The sequence below is a fragment of the Alicyclobacillus fastidiosus genome (assembly GCF_026651875.1).
Lineage (GTDB): Bacteria > Bacillota > Bacilli > Alicyclobacillales > Alicyclobacillaceae > Alicyclobacillus > Alicyclobacillus fastidiosus.
This window is the reverse complement of sequence record NZ_CP104067.1, coordinates 4,606,917-4,625,483: the sequence shown is the minus strand read 5'-3', so window position 1 is coordinate 4,625,483 and position 18,567 is coordinate 4,606,917. Positions and strand designations below refer to the sequence as shown.

Genomic DNA, 18,567 nt, shown 5'->3' with positions numbered 1-18,567 from the left:
TTTTTCCTTATTCTGCGGTTCTGTAAAAACTTAATGACGGATTGGACTTTTTCGTCTTGAATCATGTTATATGCCGTAATACCCATTCTCATGAGGCTGTCGATTTTCATGTCGTACCTCCAACAATTCGTTCGCTATTGCTATTGCTATTGGATTTTAATATCTCTCGGTAATAACATCCGTGGGAACACTGCAGCGGAGGGGTGCTGTTTGTGTCTCACAGACTTGGGACATTGTAAGCGTAGTTTGTCTGTTTGGTTACGGTCATAAGCCCTGTCTGCGACGATGAAGGGGAGACTCGGGTACGGGTTTTGAGAACAACATAGAAACTAAGGAGAAGGGTGGTGCTAGGTTGTGAAAGCACATTATACGTTGTTCGGCGCAAATCGTATTCCATTATTAACAAGCGCCATATGCGTACGGTCACAGAAACTATGGGGCGTTCTGGTTATCCTAAGGAGGAGTACGCCCTTAAATTATACCGCCTTGCGGAACCGGAGTTACCGAATGGAATCTGGATATGGTGTTCTTACATTAGGTGGGGGTTGTTTTTTGATTATCGAGCCGTCTACTGAGTTCTTAAACGGATATTCCAAGACTCTTTATCTGTTCTCGTATGCCGTCTAATTCGTTTAGTTGGTGACACTAACGTTGCATAAAACTTCTCTGAGCCTGTCAAGAGAGGGTGAATTGCCGTTCAAAGTTACGGACTGAATACTCGGATTTTTTGTTTCCGTGGCTTATGGTCTAAAAGGTCAATACCCCTATGTCAGGTAGTCCGAATATCCATAATCAGGAATGTTAGATTAGGTCGTAGATAACGGTCTCAAGATGCTCCGTTTCACGCTCTATGTACTGCTGCACCGTTTGCTCAAAGATGTCTTCCACCTTGCATCGTCGTCGTCCCTTGGATGTTCGACCTGGTTTCTTGTACAACGCCTTCACAAACTCAGAAAAGGCTCGGTCCCAATAGAGACGTAGACATTTGTAAACCTCAAGTAGCTTGCCGCTGTGGGACACCTTCGCTTGCAAGAGAATCAACAGGCAGTACGTAATCAGTGCAATGAGCAGTTGGTTATACACGCCATTTTCACTATGACCGTATAGGCGCTTGAGTACCAGGTGCTGCTTGACCCATTTAAAGAACAACTCTATTTGCCAACGCTTTCGGTACACGTCACAGATTTGCTCTGCATCCATCGTCATGTCATTCGTCAGTATCACGACGCGCTTGCCTTCATTGTCCGTGGTTTCAAGCAACCGCAGGGTGTGCTCCATCACGTAATTTGGATAACTCCCCAAGCGTACCAATGCTTCTCTCGTAACCGGTGAATCGGACGGTACCTGTCGCTCTTCAATGACTTCGTGAATGACCGCATTATCTTTGAGCCGAGTGACAAACTTCGTTCCGTTTGCACAGTACGTATCGAACTTACGGTAATCCACATAGCCACGGTCAAAGACGTTCAACGCATTCGGTTCTACGACCACTAACGCATCCATCTGTGTCTTGTCCGCAGGTTTGGCGGGCGTGAGGATCGCCTTATCTGGCGCAACTTGATCGTCTAGAAATACCAGACGCAGGTGCAGTTTCACACCAGCTTTAGTACTGCGAAACTCTGCCCAAGGATACTGTGAAACACACATTGAAATGGTCGATGAGTCCACCAGATTAATCCGTCGCATTTTCTCGTTCGCTCGTTTTGCACCGACCTGGCGAGTGATTTGCTCGACACATTCACGGAACACGAAATCCAGAAAGTATGACGGCGTTTCTCGCAACTTCCTGGACAACTGGGAAGCACTAATAGAGTCTAGCGCCAGTTCTTTCTGGAGGGATTCATTGGCTTCCAACTCCAAACTGATGTCCTTCAGTGACGGGATTTGATTGACCTGGGCGAAGACGACGAGCCGGATGAATGAGATGACACCGAGCTTCTTAACGTACCGCTCCATCTTGAGACGGTTTAATTCCTGCAATATGGTACTGACATTCAGCGGGGTAACATACTCCCGGAACGCCGATTTCGTGGTATCCTTGTCCATGGTGGGTCTCCTTAGAGAGAGTTGGACAGGACTACCTGTACTTCTCATTCTAAGGAGATTTTTTCATGTTGGTGTTGTCTAAATCATGAAACTTCCAAACATTTCATCTATACATTCTGACAACTCGAAGCACTTGACAAACCATAAATTCCTTTATGCAACGCTAGTGAGTTGGTGATTAACCATACGAATTTCACGGAGCAGTTTCGAAACGTCAGTCTTCCAGTAGATGCAACCTTCTATATACTTGTGTTTTCTTGAGGCGTTTGGTGGTTGTTCTTTTAAAATGATAGAGTATTCAGGGTTATACACACTTCATCCACAGAAATCTGTTGATATCTTTGACATCCATCCATTCTCCTTGAGTCATACAATTATCACTCATTTTGTCAGCGGGAATATAAGGATATCTGCTAGAGTGCATTATTTAGCCAGGGGAGAACTGGTAGGCAAGCATCAGCTTCCTTTCTGCAGAATTGACTGTACAATAATCTCCCGTCAACTGGTCACAGGCATGCACCTTGTCTTTTGCTTATTATGGTAAGAAGTTGCCGCTTCGCAGGCGGGATTCCCCTATCGGCTTCCGTACGGGTGAGTATAAAGCCAAATCACGATACGGATCAGGCTTTGGTTTTTACCTATCTTAATTTCGTCGTACATCCACTCTATGTCGGAGCGCACATTCCATAACTCATGCTTCTAAAGCATAGACCAACATACAAGGACGATGTTTCGTGGTCTTAGTCTATCGAGACGTATTCTTCGCTTCTTACATCGTGTACAGATGCCCCTATATCGCATTTCGTAACCCCTGTCAAAAGTTGAATTTTGAGATTGGGTACTCGAATTGGGTACATGCCGTTTTCAGGATACTTGTTGACGACGTATTTTGTACCATGTCTTGAGCGAGAGGAGGGACATAATATGGACGGTTGTTTCGGAGGATATACCCGTTGGGCAGTAGTATTCCTCATCATCTTCGTGTTGTTCTTCTTGCTTGTGCCCGCCTACGGTTATGCCGGTGGTGCATACTAAGTCATTCAGTTTCCCCTCGTTTAGGGAAGGTGCACTTTGCTAGCTGTCCAGATCTTCGAAGTCTATGTTCAGCTCTTGTTATTCTGGGGAACGATTTTGAAATAAAGGAGGGGTTATAAGATGTACGATGGCGCATTTGGTGGATATACTCGTTGGGCAGTAGTATTCCTCATCATCTTCGTGCTCTTCATTCTCTTGGTTCCATACGCAACTAAGCCCTATTGCAATTGATTCGGATAACTGCGTAGGTGAGACGCCACCCACGCAGTTCATTTTTCTGAAACGAAATTGAGCGTGCGATTCATATACAAGACAAGAGTCCAAACTTCATATCGGTACATGGTTATGATTCCGGACTCCTTACGCCTACCGTCAAGTATTGTGTGGTTCACTAAGGATAACAAAGAAAGTAATTATTATCTCACCAAATCGCTACGTACTCGCCCAGTTAATTCGTATTCAAGTCCATTTTGATAATATGGAACGGTTGGGCCTGGTCCTGTGTGGGGTACTTTGGTTGGTGACCGTAGTGCAGTAGGCGGATAGTCAGGTTGCTGGTTTATGGATGCGCCAGACCGCATGTCTCAATTATTATCTATGCCCTATAGTGCTTATGGATATGGTGATATGTAACCCGAGATGAATTGTTCGGGAAGTATTTATGTATAGGAGATTCAGATGAAGGGAGGTACAATCATGTGCACAAGAGCGGAGTGTACGAGTAAGATGGGCCAGTGGGTCCAGTTCCGAACCCAATGGGGAACCCATCGGGGCATTATTTCTGGCGTAAATGACCGTGGCGTCTTGGTTCGTGTTCCACGTGGCTATGCGCCAGTCGGTCTCGCTAGTGATTCCAAGTTTGTGGACAAAAACGACGAAGAGAAACTCGATATTACACTGGCTAAATGGGGCTATGGCGGATACGGGCACCGTGGCTATGGTGCCTACTATGGTCGGCGCTGGGGATACCCCGGCTATGGCGGTTGGTATGGCGGTTGGTGGTGGTGGTGGCTCGCATTCGCATGGATTTTCTGGCTTGCATTCCTATGGTAGAGGAGTCATTACCACTTTCAAATATCTATATAGAAAAGAAACGTCAAAATTGGGCCATGAGTGCCCATTTTTTTGTGACAAGCATGTCTCACTTTTCTATTTGAATTCTAATGAGGCTGGGGTGAAAAAGGTGAACATGAAGATTTGGATTATCGTATTCCTAATTAGTGGCCCCTGAAAAAGTCCACGAATTGAATAAAGAAAAGGAATCACAATGCCCGTTGGTGAAGTGGTTGTTGTCGAGACAATCACAGATCCACCCGAGGTGTGTGCGAATTCCTTTTGCTTGAGAGTTCGGCATCATGCCTCGGGAATCCTGTTAGGAGGCATGAGAAAATGCTACGAACTCACCAAAATCAAGTGACACTATGGGACTCAATTCTCCCCGAATCTCTGCTTTCGCTACCTGCGGAACTTGAACGTATCGACCAGATTTTGAATGACGAGCGATTCATGTGGCCATTCCTGGAGAACTTTAATACCACCATGGGACGTCCGACTGTCCCCGTTCAGACCTATCTTCGACTCATGTATATCAAATTTCGTTATCAGCTGGGCTATGAAACACTTGTTCAGGAGGTCAGCGACAGTCTTCACTGGAGACGGTTCTGTTATATCGCCATTGTGACGCAACCACACTCATCAAAGCTCGTAAGCGGTATGGTGAGGGCACGATTGAACATCTAAATGAATTGCTAGTCAAGAAACTCAGCGAAGAAAGAGTCATTCGTCATCGCAAGTTTCGTACAGACACCACGGTAGTGGAGTCGGATATCCATCACCCAACGGATGCAACGCTCTTACAGGACGGGGTAAGTGCCATTACTCGGACGATAAACAAGATTCGTAAGGTGGCGTCCCACGCTACAGAAGGGTTTGTCGACCAAACTGACATCGTAAAACGAAAGGTGCTGTCTTTCGCGAAAGTGTTGCGCCGACGCATGAGCCGGTCCTGGGATGAAGTGAACAAAATTACGCAGGACGTAGTCGAGATTACGGAAAGTGTTCTGCAGCAGGCAGAATCAGTGATTGAAAAGCTACAGCGGTCAACGAAGTAGGCTGTGCAAAAGCAAAAGCACGGATTGCAATCTTTGGTGGATCAAACTGAGCGGTTGTTAGAGCAGGCCAAACAGGTAGTGAGCGGAAACCGTATTATTCCAGACCGACTGATTAGCATCCATGACCCGATGGCTCGGCCAATTAAGAAAGGTAAGCTGGCCAAGAAGGTTGAGTTTGGATACAAGGTCCGGATTGACGAAACGGAGAGCGGATTTGTCACCGGTTACGCAGTCTACTCTGGAAATCCATCTGATGACGAGATGTTGATCCCTGCAGTGGAACACCACCAAGAGATATTTGGCTCCGCACCTCATGCAGTAGCAACCGACCGGGGATTCGGCAGCCGTAAAAACGAGCGGGTCTTGCAAGAGGAACTTGGGGTAAAACATGTCAGCACTCCGTTTCGAGGAAAGAAAAGTAAGAAACGGACAGAGCTGGAGCAGGAACCTTGGTACAAGGACTTACAGCGATTTAGAGCAGCAGGAGAAGCAAAGATTGGCCTCTTAAAACAGAAGTACGGACTCAACCGCAGCCGATTCCGTGGACATTCGGGCACGGCGGTGTGGGTTGGGTTCGGAATTCTAACCCACAACCTAAGAAGAGCAGCCCAGGTAAGCAAATAAGTTGGCACGTGGATACCAATCACCGATAACTCCTAATAGAAACACTTCATCCGAATCGGGCCGACCTGAACGCTGCAAAATGTAGACTTTTTCAGGGGCCACTAGCTACCCAAATCACGTTTGGGGCATTGACATCACCTACATCCGCCTCAAGCGCGGTTGGATGTACCTGGTTGCTGTCATCGACTGGTACTCACGTTACATCGTGAGCTGGCAACTCGATCAGACGTTTGAAATGCCCTTTGTGCTCACGGCGGTCAAGTCTGCCTTGTTGCAAGCCAAACCAGAGTTTTGGAACAGCGACCAAGGCAGCCACTTCACAAGTGATCAATACACAAGCTCGCTAACAGAGGCCGGTGTTCGTATCAGCATGGACGGCAAGAACCGTGCACTGGACAACATCATCACGGAACGGTTCTGGCGTACTCTGAAGTACGAAGAAGTTTATTTACACGAATACAACAGCCCAAAAGAGGCAAGACAACAAATCGCTCAGTTCATACGCCATTACAACTACAATCGTCAGCACCAGTCACTGGGCTATCTCACTCCGGCAGAAGTCTACTTTCAGGAGAACACACTCTACCCTCCTGAGGCTATCTGGAAAATCAATAATGGTTTCATAACTTCAACTACAAAAAACGTGTCTTGACAATGGGGTCCACCTTATAGCGTAAGTGCGACAGGTGTCTAGAGTGTCTGGTATCTGTTTAGTCCACTCGTTGTATCGTTGAATGGCTTCAAGACGTGTTCGGCACTCCCATATATCGAAGAATGATTCCTTCAAGTCGTAAGCCACGCCTAGTGACTCATGATTCTTTATCCAGGACTCAAGAGTAATCTGTTCCATCGGAGATAGCTCGTTTTTCCGTCTAAGGAGAATGAATCTGTCGTGAATTAAACCTCTACGAGCTTTAGTAGACAAATCTGCACGTATTTGTTTCCGGACGGTCTCCATAGCCTGATTTGCCATTCTGACCACATGGAACTTATCGACGATGATTGTTGCTTGTGGCAGAACTGCCTTTAATGCGTCTCGATACGGTGCCCACATATCCATCGTCACGTATTGCACTCGTTCTCTGTTTGGCAGACGATTTAGATACCCAATCACAGTTCCTTGTTGCGATTAGGTAATAGGTTAATCAACGTGCGTTCCTCGATATTAGTTACAACGCAACGAGGCTTGATGATCTGTATTTCGTCAATTCCGAGCCAATTAGGAGTTTCAAACTGCACCGTTCTTTCTAGACAGTTGATGTAGTCACGGAATATGTTCCGAATCGTCTTTTCGTCCATCCCGACATCTTCCGAGATGCCGGCGAATGTACGCTTGAGACTCTGTTTCTCGATGTATTCAATCAGCCGTCTTGTACAACTTCTCTTGTCATCAACAGTATGGTCAATACGTTCCCAAAAGGTTTGTCCGCATTCACGACATTTGTACCGTCGTCGGTTGAGCAGTAAACCTACTCGCTTGCCGTGAATGGGTAAGTCCATGACAAGTTGTTCACGATTACTGTGCTTGTACAGATTGGGGAGAGAGCCACAATGCGGACAATGAGAAGGTGGAGAGATTGTTCCCACCTGGATTTGGAAATCATGTTCATTTTCGCTGAATCCTAAGATAGAGAAGTGGGGAAGGTTGAGAATGTCCATTTAGGCACGCCCTCTAATCAAACTACTTGAGCTTTTGTTTCGTACTACGAGTATTTGAATTCACTTGTAGGAACCATTCCATCATTGGTTATTTTTCTGGTAAATCTCCAATGTATCCAAACCAATAACAAACCGTCCAGGGACGAGGATATCTGAGCCAAGGAGACCATCAATGCCTGGGTGAGCCTCAAGATTACCAAAATCCACAAACGGATTTTGGATGTGGTACTGTCCAAACTTTAGGCCATCAATTTGTTTTCTTAGTGCGTAGTCCCTACCACCGATCCCAAGCATCGGTACGATAATATCGTCATCTCCCGTTTGAATGTCTAAAGGTTCGGCAGCTTCACGTGCGATTAAAGACTGTGCAGCGCCGGTATCCAAAATGATGTTGTGTACTGTCGGAGTATGGCCACCGTACTCTAATGTCAGAGAAACAAATAGTAAACCGTCACGATAGTCTATCTTCATTGCATGTAACCTCTGTACGCAGGTTTCGGACGAACAGGCATTGAGATGTGCTCATGCTTCGTGTGATACACGAACACCTTATTATGTGCCCTCATAAGTTCATCCATAGCTTCTTTTCCATCTTTCAACGGACGAATAACCGCAACTTCTTCAATGTGTAGCTCGCCGTTTTCGATGTGGGACTTGAGATCTTCTAGCAACAAGAATTTATCTGGGAACATTTCTCGTACTTCAGACCACTGCATACCAGCCACCGCCATTATCTTTAGCAAATGAAATGCTCATACACGGATTTCTTGAAAATCGTCACTTTCTCCGTTTCCACTAACTATTGCATTTTAACCTAGTCAACGCGAGTCTTACACCAAAAAATCCGATTTATGAACATTGGTTCTTATCAGATGATACTTAGTAGGCTTAATTTGTATCGTAGGACGTCGGCGTCCGCTCCCAATACATCATGTAGCCCCAATATGTTTCCGCAACTTAAAAATGCAGAAGAACGCGGTGTTCCAATATACCGCGTTCGTTATATTTATGCAGTTTGGACTGCGTAGGCTTCTTGCGTATTCGCCCCTATAGTTCAATAGCATTTCGGTGAAATCTATTAATATTTTTGATATAAAAGCGTTGGAGTCGAATGATTGAAACAGGAGGTCTCTGCTAGGCTGATGACAACGTGAGATGCATGTACAAACATAAATCGAGGCACACCGTTAGTCAGGGTCCGCCTCAACAAAGCGCGAAAAACGTACGCTAAGACATTTAGCGGTATTCGTTAAATCTGAATAATCCTTTGCTTTGGTAAACACGGCGATGACGTTGATGTTTAAAATTAGAAAGCCACCGCCGTCGAATTTATATAACGGATTTATGATATTCTCCGTTTGTAAACCCACATTGCGAATACATACGCAACAACAAGAATGCCTAAACACCATGCGAGCGCAATCCAAATGTCATTACCGACAGGGCTCCCGACGAGCAAGGATCGAATTGCATCGACAATTGAGTTGACAGGTTGGTTGTTGGCAAAGACGCGAACGACTAGAGGCATATTCTTAGTGGGTACGAACGCCGAGCTGATAAACGGCAGGAAGAGAATCGGATAGGAAAAGGCGTTTGCACCATCTACCGATTTTGCTGATAGTCCGGCAATCACCGCGATCCAGGTTAAGACTAGTGTAACCAGCGCGAGTATACCAGCTATGGCAAGCCATGACAGCACCCCTGCCGATGAACGAAAGCCCATAATCAACGCGACGAGAATGATGACGACAACCGAAATAGCGTTGGAGCCCAGCGAGGTCATATTGGGTAAGGCTACTCCGTGTAACCGGTAATGATTCAGAGATATGGTATCGGGGAAAAGCTCTATAAAATGCATGCACGTCGACCCGCACCGAGTGCGTGCGTCGACGTGTAAACATTCGTTCATTCTTTACGGAAGGACTACTTGGATGCAGGTAGTGTCGGATGGTTTCCTATCCTAGTATTTTTCCTAGTTTCCCTGGTGCTGGTGTCTTACTAGGAACTGGTACTGTAGGCGTATTCGGTTGTGTGACACCTGCATCGCTGTACACTTTTGCTACATAGCTATCAAATTGTTGTTTCGCTGCACCTTGTGATTCTGGTTCGCCCGTGCTCGGATTCAAGAACAGTTTACCATCGGTAGGGTGCGAGAAGTCGAACATGTTGTCCAGCGTACCGGCAAAAGCATCCGAGGACTCATTGCCGATAGTACCCAAATTCCAGTTGTCCTCGATGAACTTGAGGATGGAGGATTGGTCGGTCATCGTGTTATCCACGAAATTCTGCCTCGCATAAGGCGAAATCACGAGTAGCGGCAGGCGTGGGCCGTATCCAAGCTTATCTGGGTAATTAAGAGCGTGCGGCGACGACTTGCCTGGATCTCCTACCAGGACATCCGCATTCGGATCGTCCGATTGAGTGATAATGGGCGGCATCACGTGGTCATACCAACCGTCGGAGTCGTCATAGTTGATAATCACTGCTGTACTGCTCCACGTAGGCAGTTGCTCCAACTGGTTGATGGTGTTGGTCACGAATGTCTGTTCGTCGAGCGGATCGGAGTTACCCGGATGTGCGTCCTCGTACGCAGGTGCCTTCAGGAAGCTCACAGCAGGCAGGTTTCCGGAATCGGCAGCTGTCCAGAAGTCGGTCAGGTCGTATTGGTGGTTTGCCTGGTCCGTCTTGCCAATCATGCTAGGCGAAGAAGGCGGCAAATGCTCAGGGTTTGCCGTCGACTTGTAGAACTGGAACGGTTCGTGGTGTGGAACGTAGTCAGTTGACGTAGCACCGTTTACGGCTGTGTGCTTTTCTGAATTGGTGCGGAATCCGCCCTCAAACCAGCCCCATGTAATGTTCTTTGCGTTCAACAAGTCACCGATGTTATTGCCGGTCATCTCTACGGTTGTGCCTGTAGAATCCTTATCGAAGTAAGGGTCTTTGTCGCTATACAGTGTTTGGTTTTGGTCCAGTGCTCCCGAGATTGTGGCGACTGGCTTTGCGCTTGGGTCGTCCACGTTGCCCGAGTAAGCGATCGCGCCGTCGCCGTGAGTAGACCCAGAAATCAGGTTAATAGCCCCTGGTGAAGACGGGCCAAAATTGGTGCCGAACGAATTGTCGTTTAAAGAGAAATGTTGTGCATAATTCCACATAGCAGTCACGGTATTCCCGTCATAGTAGTCCATAACAGTGTCGTTACCGTTCCCGGTCGCTTGTACAAATTGATCCATCAATCCGCCATCCATGGCCTTTTGCTCAGCGGTGTAACCATGGTCGTTGTCTGGTGGGTTCTCGTCTGAGCGATCCAGACGTTGTGGATTGACAAGGTTAGGATTCTGGGTGAGTAGCGCACCACTTAGACCATTGACGGTCGGTGTATTTGGAGCCGGTGTGAACTTCGGTTCGCCCGGGGGGTTGGTCGCGTGTGGATATGTTCCGAAATAATGATCGAACGAAACATTTTCGCCAAAAATAACAACAACGTGTTTAATAGGAGTAGTAGTCTTTGCACCACTGATTACTTGTGTTTGCGGTGTCTTTGGTATTGGTGATGATGCGAATACAGTAGACATGGTTCCGGCTGTTACTACTGTACCGAGTGCTGCGATACTAGCAACAACTGCAAATGGTTTCTTCAACCTCTTTTGCAATGTGTTTTCCTCCTAGCAATAATTTCTCTGTTAGTCCACGTTAATAACATTTATTAGTCTTGGTGGCTAAATAGTAAAGCAATTCAGTATAATTTCTATTAAGAACAAGTTAAGACTGAGTAAATAAATGAATAAATATTTTAGTCTATCTCTCAACGATTGAATTTGTATTGAAGAATGGACACGAACGAACTCTTAACAATGAGTCAGATGCTTCGGACAGGCGCATTGAATTACCCCCTATGAGATGACTAGTAGTGTCCTTTCTGCGACACATCTTCAGCATGGACGTAATCAACAACCAACTATCCGTCGTTTTTGAACTTATGCTCCCTATAGTTCAATAACAACAACGCGACCGTAGGCCGCGTTGAGTGCACACTTCTATACGGGATTCGGAATGTTACTCTTGGGTTTCCTCTGTTAAAAACTTATCAATCTTATCTCTTATTGCCTCCCGCACTTCCGCAAACTTGGCTCGAATCTCTTCCTCCATCCCAGTTGCCTTGGCGGGGTCGTCAAAGCCCCAATGCAAACGTGTAACGTGCGGAGGTGTTACCGGGCACTTGTCGTTTGCATCCCCACAAAGTGTGATCACGTAATCAGCCTTATTCAGAAGATCCACGTCAATTAACTTAGATTTGTGACTCGATATATCGACGCCGACTTCTTTCATGGTTGTGACTGCCCGCGGATTCAGACCATGTGCTTCCACACCAGCACTATGTACCTCGTACGCATCTCCGCCCAGATGCCGTGCCCATCCTTCTGCAATTTGACTGCGGCACGAATTACCTGTGCAAAGAAAGTATATAAGCTTTTTAGACACGTTGAATCCTCCCAAGTTATCTGATGGCTACACTCCACACATAAAGCCCGCATAGCGTTACAAACAGTGTCGGAATGGTCAAAACGATCCCAGTTCGAAAGTAGCGGCCCCATGAGATCGAAATCCCCTTCTTCCCAAGGACATGAAGCCAAAGCAATGTTGCTAATGAGCCAATAGGCGTAATTTTCGGCCCCAAGTCACAGCCGATGACATTCGCGTAGGCAAGCGCGTTTTGCATCACGTTTGTCGCACCTGTGGAATGGATGGCGAGTGCGTCGATCATAACCGTTGGCATGTTGTTCATGACACTAGACAAGATCGCCGCGATGAAGCCCATTGCTATTGTCCCTGCGAATAACCCTCCATGTGTTGCGCCTTGAATCACATGACCGAGAAGTGTTGTTAGTCCTGCGTTCCGAAGTCCGTAGACAACCACGTACATGCCAATAGAAAAGACGACTATCGCCCAGGGAGCCTCTTTGATGACCTTCCACGGTTGAATCACTCTTGTACGGCTTCCCGCAATGAGGAAAATAATCGCAATGACACCTGCCACCGATGAGACAGGTATGTGCAACAACTCGGTCAAGATGTACCCGACAAGAAGCAACGAGAGGATAACCCATGACGCCTTGAACATACCCTCGTGAGCAATTGCACTCGCCGGCTCAGAGAGAGCGCTCGGATTGTACTTATCTGGAATGTCTTTGCGAAAAAACAGATATAACGCCAGGATGCTAGCGCCAAGGGAAAAGAAATCAGGAACAAGCATATGAGCTAAGTAACTGAGAAAGCCGATGTGGAAGTAGTCAGCCGACACAATGTTCACAAGGTTACTGACGATGAGTGGTAATGAGGTTGTATCAGCGATGAACCCTGACGCCATAACGAACGGGATCATTTTCTTCATGTCAAACTTTAAGAGCTTAACCTTTTCCAGCACAATTGGAGTCAAAATCAATGCTGCACCATCGTTCGCGAAGAACGCTGACACCACTGCTCCAAGCAATATGGCATAGACGAAAACCTTTCTTCCATCGCCATTTGCTGCACGCGCCATCTTCAATGCCGCCCACTCGAAGAATCCAATCTTGTCGAGGATTGTGGAAGTGATAATGATAGCGACAAACGTGAGAGTAGCATCCCAGACGATTTTCGTTACAGAAACGACATCTTGGAACGATACGACGTGAAAGAGCAGTGCCAGAATCGCGCCTCCGAGGGCGCTCCAACCAATAGATAATCCTTTAGGTTGCCATATAACAAACACTAATGTGACGATGAACAATACGACAGCCAAGTAAACCATTCTGTGGCTCCTTCAAGTGAACTTCCACGGGCGCCAGAATGTCCGACGCCCGACATTTCTAATTAGCTCGCGCAACAACCCTTCACTGGTGTCGTATATTTGTTCTGCGACACCGGATCGCTGTCTGTCTCTTGATCGAGAACGACAAATACTTCCCATCGATTTCCGTCTGGGTCGGTTGCCCAGATTTTGTCCTGTCGGGCATAGCAACAGTTCGTATTCATCTCATCGAACGTTGCCAGCCCAGCAGACATTAGGCGCTCCTTGGCCGCAAGAACATCATCGGTCGAACTGACTTGAAGACCAAGGTGATTTAGAGCTCCGAGATCACCATACTCGTGTCGATTGATCGTAAAGTTCAGTGGTGGTTGATCAAGATCGAACTTCGCATAGCCTTCGCGTACGCGAACAGGTTCCAAGCCAAAGAAATTGCGGTAGAACAATAGAGATTTGTCAAAGTCGTTCACATTGATAGCAACATGAGGTTTTAAAATGGTCATGGACAGCATCCTCCTTTGATATCGGCATTGTTTGCCATAGGATACAACTGTACTTTCAGACCTTGGACTACTTCCTCGATGGCTTCTGGGTTTGGAAAGTAGCAAGCCCACGGCCCCCGAAGTTCCTTGCGGACCAACCCCACCTTTTCCAAGGATTTTAAATGGTGCGACACAGTCGGTTGTGAAAGACCGGTAACAGTCACAACGTCTGCGACACAGCATCCGTTCTCATAAGCCTCTATACGATCACAGCAGGTGGCGATGGCTCCTCTCGCCATGATCTGAAGAATGTTAAAACGGCTTTTATCGGCTAGTGCACTTAGCCTTGTAAGCAACATTTCAGTATCCATATTGACCTCCATCGATATCGATGATCAGATCATATTGACCATCATTAATATTGTCAATGGGGGACTTGCTAATTGCGGGATTTGATTAGACGTGATGTTGGGGACAAGTGTAATTAAAAAATACAAAGAGACCTCTTTCACTCATAATACGAATGCCCCCGTTTGCGCAAGAAGACATTTGGACTGTTATGGAAATTGGCTTATTTTAAGGACGCATTCTCCGTGATCTATCGCTTTAATGGTTTTAAGTTTAATTCTATAAATTTGGTCTCCCCATATCTCTCTCATGGCTTCATCCTCAATTGGTATCTTCTCCGACGAAACTTCTAACATCTCTCCGTTATATTGGATCCTTACTGTATGGTAATGATCATCTTGCAAAACAATGCTCCCGTTTCCTTCACTTTGCGGAGAGTAAGGTGTCATTAAAATCAGTGTGATGTCATCCGTCACACGTTTCAATTGGAAGTTGTCCTTAATTTCAATACATGGATGCGAGTCCCGAATGAAACTTGCTGATCTGATCCAGCTTTTAATCCCGGCGGAATCGGGATAAGCACCTGCTATGTTCATGGTAATCGACGCTATCGTATCTTCTTGGTGATACCTGACCTCATAAGCTTGATACTGTCTCCCATTCAGTTGTTGGACCCCGTTTACAATGGGAAGATTATGATAAGCCGATTGTGTTGCCCAAATTGTGTAGCGCTCTGAAAAGAATGATTTTGCCGTGTAAGTCATTACTCCGGGATCTATGACCATCGGGGAGCCGTCGCAATACACGATAAACTGACCAATGTCGTTGTGATTATGACTTTCGTCGTTGTGCCCACCCTTTGCGGCGAGGTACAACCCTTTGGATGATCCATGCTGTTCCCTTGCCACGATCACTTGTATTCCGTCGAGCCACGCATCTCGGACCAACGGATTATCTCCGACATGGTCCTCTACCTTCGAATAATTGAACAGAGCAGGCAACATACGAAACATGTTCGCGAAATCCAAAACAGTTGAACGTTCCCGTTTTTTCTTTAGTGCCATTGCGCCTAGTCCAGACAGCTTGGAATCCCCAATACGGATCCCATATCGGTAAACTAATTCCGCAGGGATATCCACTTTAGGCGAACTGTCAGCGAAATTAACATAAAAGCAATCATCAATGAAAGCCTTATAAAGGTAACGCCCTATTTGTTGAATAAGAGGTTCGTTGTATACGTCAATCTTTCCGCCAGAAACACCGTAAAGCAGTTCTAAACAATCGAAAAGCGCTCCGCCGGCGAACGTCCAATACTTCGGACCTTCCTCGCAACCCCCATCCGAATGAAGTCGATCAATATAATTATCCAAACTGCGCATCGTCTTTACCACAGCTGCTTCACGACGCTGTGGATCGTCTTCCAAGAGTAAAAATGCTGCTAGACAATTTGAATTACACCATGGATTCCAATTATTCAGCATTCTCTCTTGGTTAAATCCCATCCACCAGAAATCAGTCCGGTTTAAATAGGGAGTAAGAATCCGTCTGTCAACTTCGAATAGGATACGTTCGCACACCATGATACTGATTGAATCTAATTTGCTTTTCAGCAGATAGGATGTCCAGGCGAGCAACGCCGCAGTTTCAGCAGAGAACAACTCAATAATCGGGTCTGACACATCAGGAAGCGAGTCGTGTCTCTTCATCATATACCCGTGGCCTGGTATACCCCAGAACGTTTCTTCGCAAATACACCAGATCCCGTTGACGATGTCGTCCAGAAAGCGCCCCTGATTCTCAATACATTCGGCGACAACCAAACTAGCAAGGTCCTGTCTTCGCTCCCAGAAAACGTTGTCATATCTAGTCCGATTTCCAGTTCTGCTGTAATCCATATATTGAGTGGCTGTAATGGTGGTCCATGAATGATTGAGCTTACGTTCACCTCTGTCCTTCCAAAACTTTTTGAGAACAGAAGGTAAACTGTCCCATGCATCGCGGTCTTCAATTGTGGGAAAGGGGTGGTAGGTCTCACGCGAAAACAAAAAATCCCCAAGAAGTTCATCAACAAATCGTTCTGTTAACATGAACAGCCCTCATTTGCTCAATAATGTCATCCGCAACCTTGGTTACCGGGTGCGCAGCATCTGTCACTTGCTCGATTGGGGGTGTCGAGTAACACTGTTAAGTCTACCACTGGTACGTGTAGACTCGCTATTGAACATTCCTGCCCGAGAGCGACACAAGAGACGGCGCTTTGGGACCTATAATCATGCAATCCATCCAACGGGCGACTCTTCCGTTTATGCCCCCGTATGTTCAATAGCCTCTCGGTATTGGATTGTCGCTGAACCCTCAACGGTTCTGTGCCTGGAGGATCTTCGTTTGCCCCCATGTTCGTCAGTTCCACTTGACAATTCAAAATTGGAAATTCAGCGCCACCATGCAAAGAAAATACGCTGTGCGCCAAATAATACTTGACTTTTTAGAATCACCCCAACAATCGCCGAGAAGGGCTTAACCGCTCTATCTCATCGGAATTGGGGTTGCTTTATGTTACCCATGGTGCGGTCTCATCAGCAGTATCAGTCGTTCGTTGAGCAACAACTTCGTATTCACTACGGGAATGGGTCGCTTCTCTTTGTCGCAAAGGACTGGTCGCTTGTTAAGAAGTTCTGGATTACCGACCTCTCTTGCACGTTTCGCTTACTCGAAGGAGCTTTTTCGTGTCGTGGTCCAAGGTCCATTGACCCTGCCGACTTACTTCGTTCCTATCTACTCATGTTGCAAGTCGGAGAACCATCGATTACAGAGTGGGTCAATCAGTTGCATCGTTGCCCACTGTATGCCATCCTGAGTGGCTTTGAGTACGGGAAAACGCCTGGTGTCGGTACCTTCTACCATTTCTTTAAGCGGCTGTGGTCTCATACCTCCGCGAATCTTTCGCCCAAGCTCAGACTCAATCGAAAGAAAGTCAAAGGTGGCAAAAAGGGAGAAAAGGCACCAACCAAAGCGTATAGCAAAATCGCAAATCTCATGGCTCAGCTACAAAAGCGCTCAGTCACCAAGCCACAGCCATTTGACAGATTGCTTGTGCTCTTTCAACAGCAGTTCCTTACCGTATCTGCCACTCTAGGCTTACTGGGCGACACGAACGCACTGTCAATCGCAGGTGATGGAATGCCGCTTCAAACAGCTACCCAAGTTCGTAGCCGACGACTTTGCAACTGTCGTGAACTCGGTATCAAGCCATGCAGATGCTATCGTATCTATTCCCAACCCGACTGTGATATGGGCTGGGACAGTTATCGAAACAGGTACTTCTTCGGTTATCACCTTTACACGTTTGTTGCTGCGGATAGTCCTTACGACCTGCCACTTTACCCCAGACTTCAACGAGCTTCGCGCCATGATGCGACCTCTTGGGTAGTCAGTGCGCGTGAGTTCGTCGAACGCTTTCGTGAATATACCTGGGACAAAGCCATTTTAGATGCCGCGCACGACGCACTGCCAATCTACCAGTACCTTCTATCACGGAAAGTAAAGCCATTTATCGATTTAAACCTGCGCAGTACGGGGAGCAAGGGGGTTCGCAAGGATGACATCACGTTTTCCCCTACTGGGGTTCCGTTTTGTAAAAAGGGGCTAGAGATGAAAGATCGTGGCTACGACTACACACGCGGTCGCCGAAAGTACTATTGTCCACTCGTCGTCAAAGGTGTGGTGACTTGTGATACGCCCTGTTCTGATTCACCTTACGGAAGATGCGTACACACATATACCAAACACAATCCTCGCTTGTTCCCACCCGTCGCCCGCAACAGCAACGAGTGGAACGATGTCTACAAACGCAGAACCACCTGCGAGCGTAGCAACAAGCGAGCAAAGGAAGATTTTCTCCTCGAAGCTGCCAAGCATCGCAGCACCATGATGTGGACCGTCCGCATCTATGGCATTGCCATGTGCCAACACATGGACGCTTGGTACCAAGAGAGTAATCTAGACCTATCGTCGATACTCTTGTCAGCCTGAAAATACCCCAATCATACCATCTCCAGCGATGACTTTTTGAAAATCGGATCGTCATCGCTCTGTTTGTTATACCCTTTTTCAAGGAACACGGTGGTTTAAACCATTGCTCGCAGATTTTCCAGTGGATTCTTGGAAGGCATTCCGATATATCTTACTGTTCTGCGCTCCAATGCCGAGAGGCTATTTCAAGAAGGTCCATACTCGTCCAATGGAATAAACCCGCGGCTTTCATATAAAACGGCGTGAAAATTCCTTGAAGGAGTATATCTCGGGTTCGACAGTTACAACCCGTTTATAAGCATTTGTGGATAACCGGAATCCCGTAACGGCGCGGAATTCCGGTTATTTTATGTAGGCATTTTTACGAAAAGTTGTAGACATGCGAATTTCTGTGGATAACTAGTATTGTTATCCACAGTAGTTGACTTCGTAGAACATATGATTT

The 18,567-nt window shown here is 46.6% G+C and carries 11 protein-coding genes and 4 pseudogenes; 4 read left to right on the top strand and 11 right to left on the bottom strand.

What is annotated here, in order from left to right; all coding sequences use genetic code 11:
• Window positions 1-801: 801 nt before the first annotated feature.
• On the bottom strand, window positions 802-2,046 hold the full coding sequence (locus NZD89_RS22710) for an IS4 family transposase (RefSeq protein WP_268003651.1): 1,245 nt from the start codon (window positions 2,044-2,046) through the stop codon (window positions 802-804).
• A 1,731-nt stretch (window positions 2,047-3,777) separates the two neighbouring features.
• On the opposite strand from NZD89_RS22710, the gene NZD89_RS22705 reads away from it, so the two are divergent.
• The 3 genes and pseudogenes from NZD89_RS22705 to NZD89_RS22695 form a co-directional block, all read left to right on the top strand.
• Complete coding sequence (locus NZD89_RS22705) at window positions 3,778-4,134, top strand: hypothetical protein (protein WP_268004963.1); 357 nt, start codon at window positions 3,778-3,780, stop codon at window positions 4,132-4,134.
• A gap of 336 nt (window positions 4,135-4,470) precedes the next feature.
• A pseudogene (locus NZD89_RS22700) lies at window positions 4,471-5,816 on the top strand (ISNCY family transposase).
• A 112-nt stretch (window positions 5,817-5,928) separates the two neighbouring features.
• A pseudogene (locus NZD89_RS22695) lies at window positions 5,929-6,468 on the top strand (IS3 family transposase); the annotation flags it as partial.
• Window positions 6,469-6,501: 33 nt separating this feature from the next.
• On the opposite strand, the pseudogene NZD89_RS30165 reads toward NZD89_RS22695, so the two are convergent.
• The 10 genes and pseudogenes from NZD89_RS30165 to NZD89_RS22640 form a co-directional block, all read right to left on the bottom strand.
• Window positions 6,502-7,475, bottom strand: a pseudogene (locus NZD89_RS30165) (ISL3 family transposase); the annotation flags it as partial.
• Between the two features lie 81 nt (window positions 7,476-7,556).
• The gene (locus tag NZD89_RS22680; RefSeq protein WP_268004961.1) at window positions 7,557-7,946 is read right to left on the bottom strand and encodes a retropepsin-like aspartic protease; all 390 of its coding nucleotides are present in this window, start codon (window positions 7,944-7,946) and stop codon (window positions 7,557-7,559) included.
• Complete coding sequence (locus NZD89_RS22675; protein WP_268004960.1) at window positions 7,943-8,191, bottom strand: hypothetical protein; 249 nt, start codon at window positions 8,189-8,191, stop codon at window positions 7,943-7,945. The genes NZD89_RS22680 and NZD89_RS22675 overlap by 4 nt, the downstream gene beginning before the upstream one ends.
• A gap of 626 nt (window positions 8,192-8,817) precedes the next feature.
• A pseudogene (locus NZD89_RS22670) lies at window positions 8,818-9,316 on the bottom strand (ABC transporter permease); the annotation flags it as partial.
• A gap of 114 nt (window positions 9,317-9,430) precedes the next feature.
• A complete protein-coding gene (locus tag NZD89_RS22665) occupies window positions 9,431-11,125 on the bottom strand; it encodes a phospholipase C (protein WP_268004959.1) in 1,695 nt (564 codons plus the stop codon).
• 403 nt (window positions 11,126-11,528) lie between these two features.
• Window positions 11,529-11,954, bottom strand: coding sequence for an arsenate reductase (thioredoxin) (gene arsC, locus NZD89_RS22660; RefSeq protein WP_268004958.1), 426 nt, complete (start codon window positions 11,952-11,954; stop codon window positions 11,529-11,531).
• A gap of 16 nt (window positions 11,955-11,970) precedes the next feature.
• On the bottom strand, window positions 11,971-13,263 hold the full coding sequence (locus tag NZD89_RS22655) for an arsenic transporter (RefSeq protein ID WP_268004957.1): 1,293 nt from the start codon (window positions 13,261-13,263) through the stop codon (window positions 11,971-11,973).
• Window positions 13,264-13,325: 62 nt separating this feature from the next.
• Window positions 13,326-13,763 carry an ArsI/CadI family heavy metal resistance metalloenzyme gene (locus tag NZD89_RS22650; protein WP_268004956.1) on the bottom strand — a complete coding sequence of 146 codons (438 nt, stop codon included), beginning with the start codon at window positions 13,761-13,763 and terminating at the stop codon, window positions 13,326-13,328.
• Complete coding sequence (locus tag NZD89_RS22645) at window positions 13,760-14,113, bottom strand: ArsR/SmtB family transcription factor (protein ID WP_268004955.1); 354 nt, start codon at window positions 14,111-14,113, stop codon at window positions 13,760-13,762. Before NZD89_RS22645 ends, NZD89_RS22650 begins: the two co-directional genes overlap by 4 nt.
• 186 nt (window positions 14,114-14,299) lie before the next feature.
• On the bottom strand, window positions 14,300-16,177 hold the full coding sequence (locus NZD89_RS22640) for a heparinase II/III domain-containing protein (RefSeq protein ID WP_268004954.1): 1,878 nt from the start codon (window positions 16,175-16,177) through the stop codon (window positions 14,300-14,302).
• 466 nt (window positions 16,178-16,643) lie between these two features.
• Between NZD89_RS22640 and NZD89_RS22635 the strand changes: the two genes are divergently transcribed.
• A complete protein-coding gene (locus NZD89_RS22635; RefSeq protein ID WP_268004953.1) occupies window positions 16,644-18,122 on the top strand; it encodes a transposase in 1,479 nt (492 codons plus the stop codon).
• The last annotated feature ends 445 nt before the right edge of the window (window positions 18,123-18,567 follow it).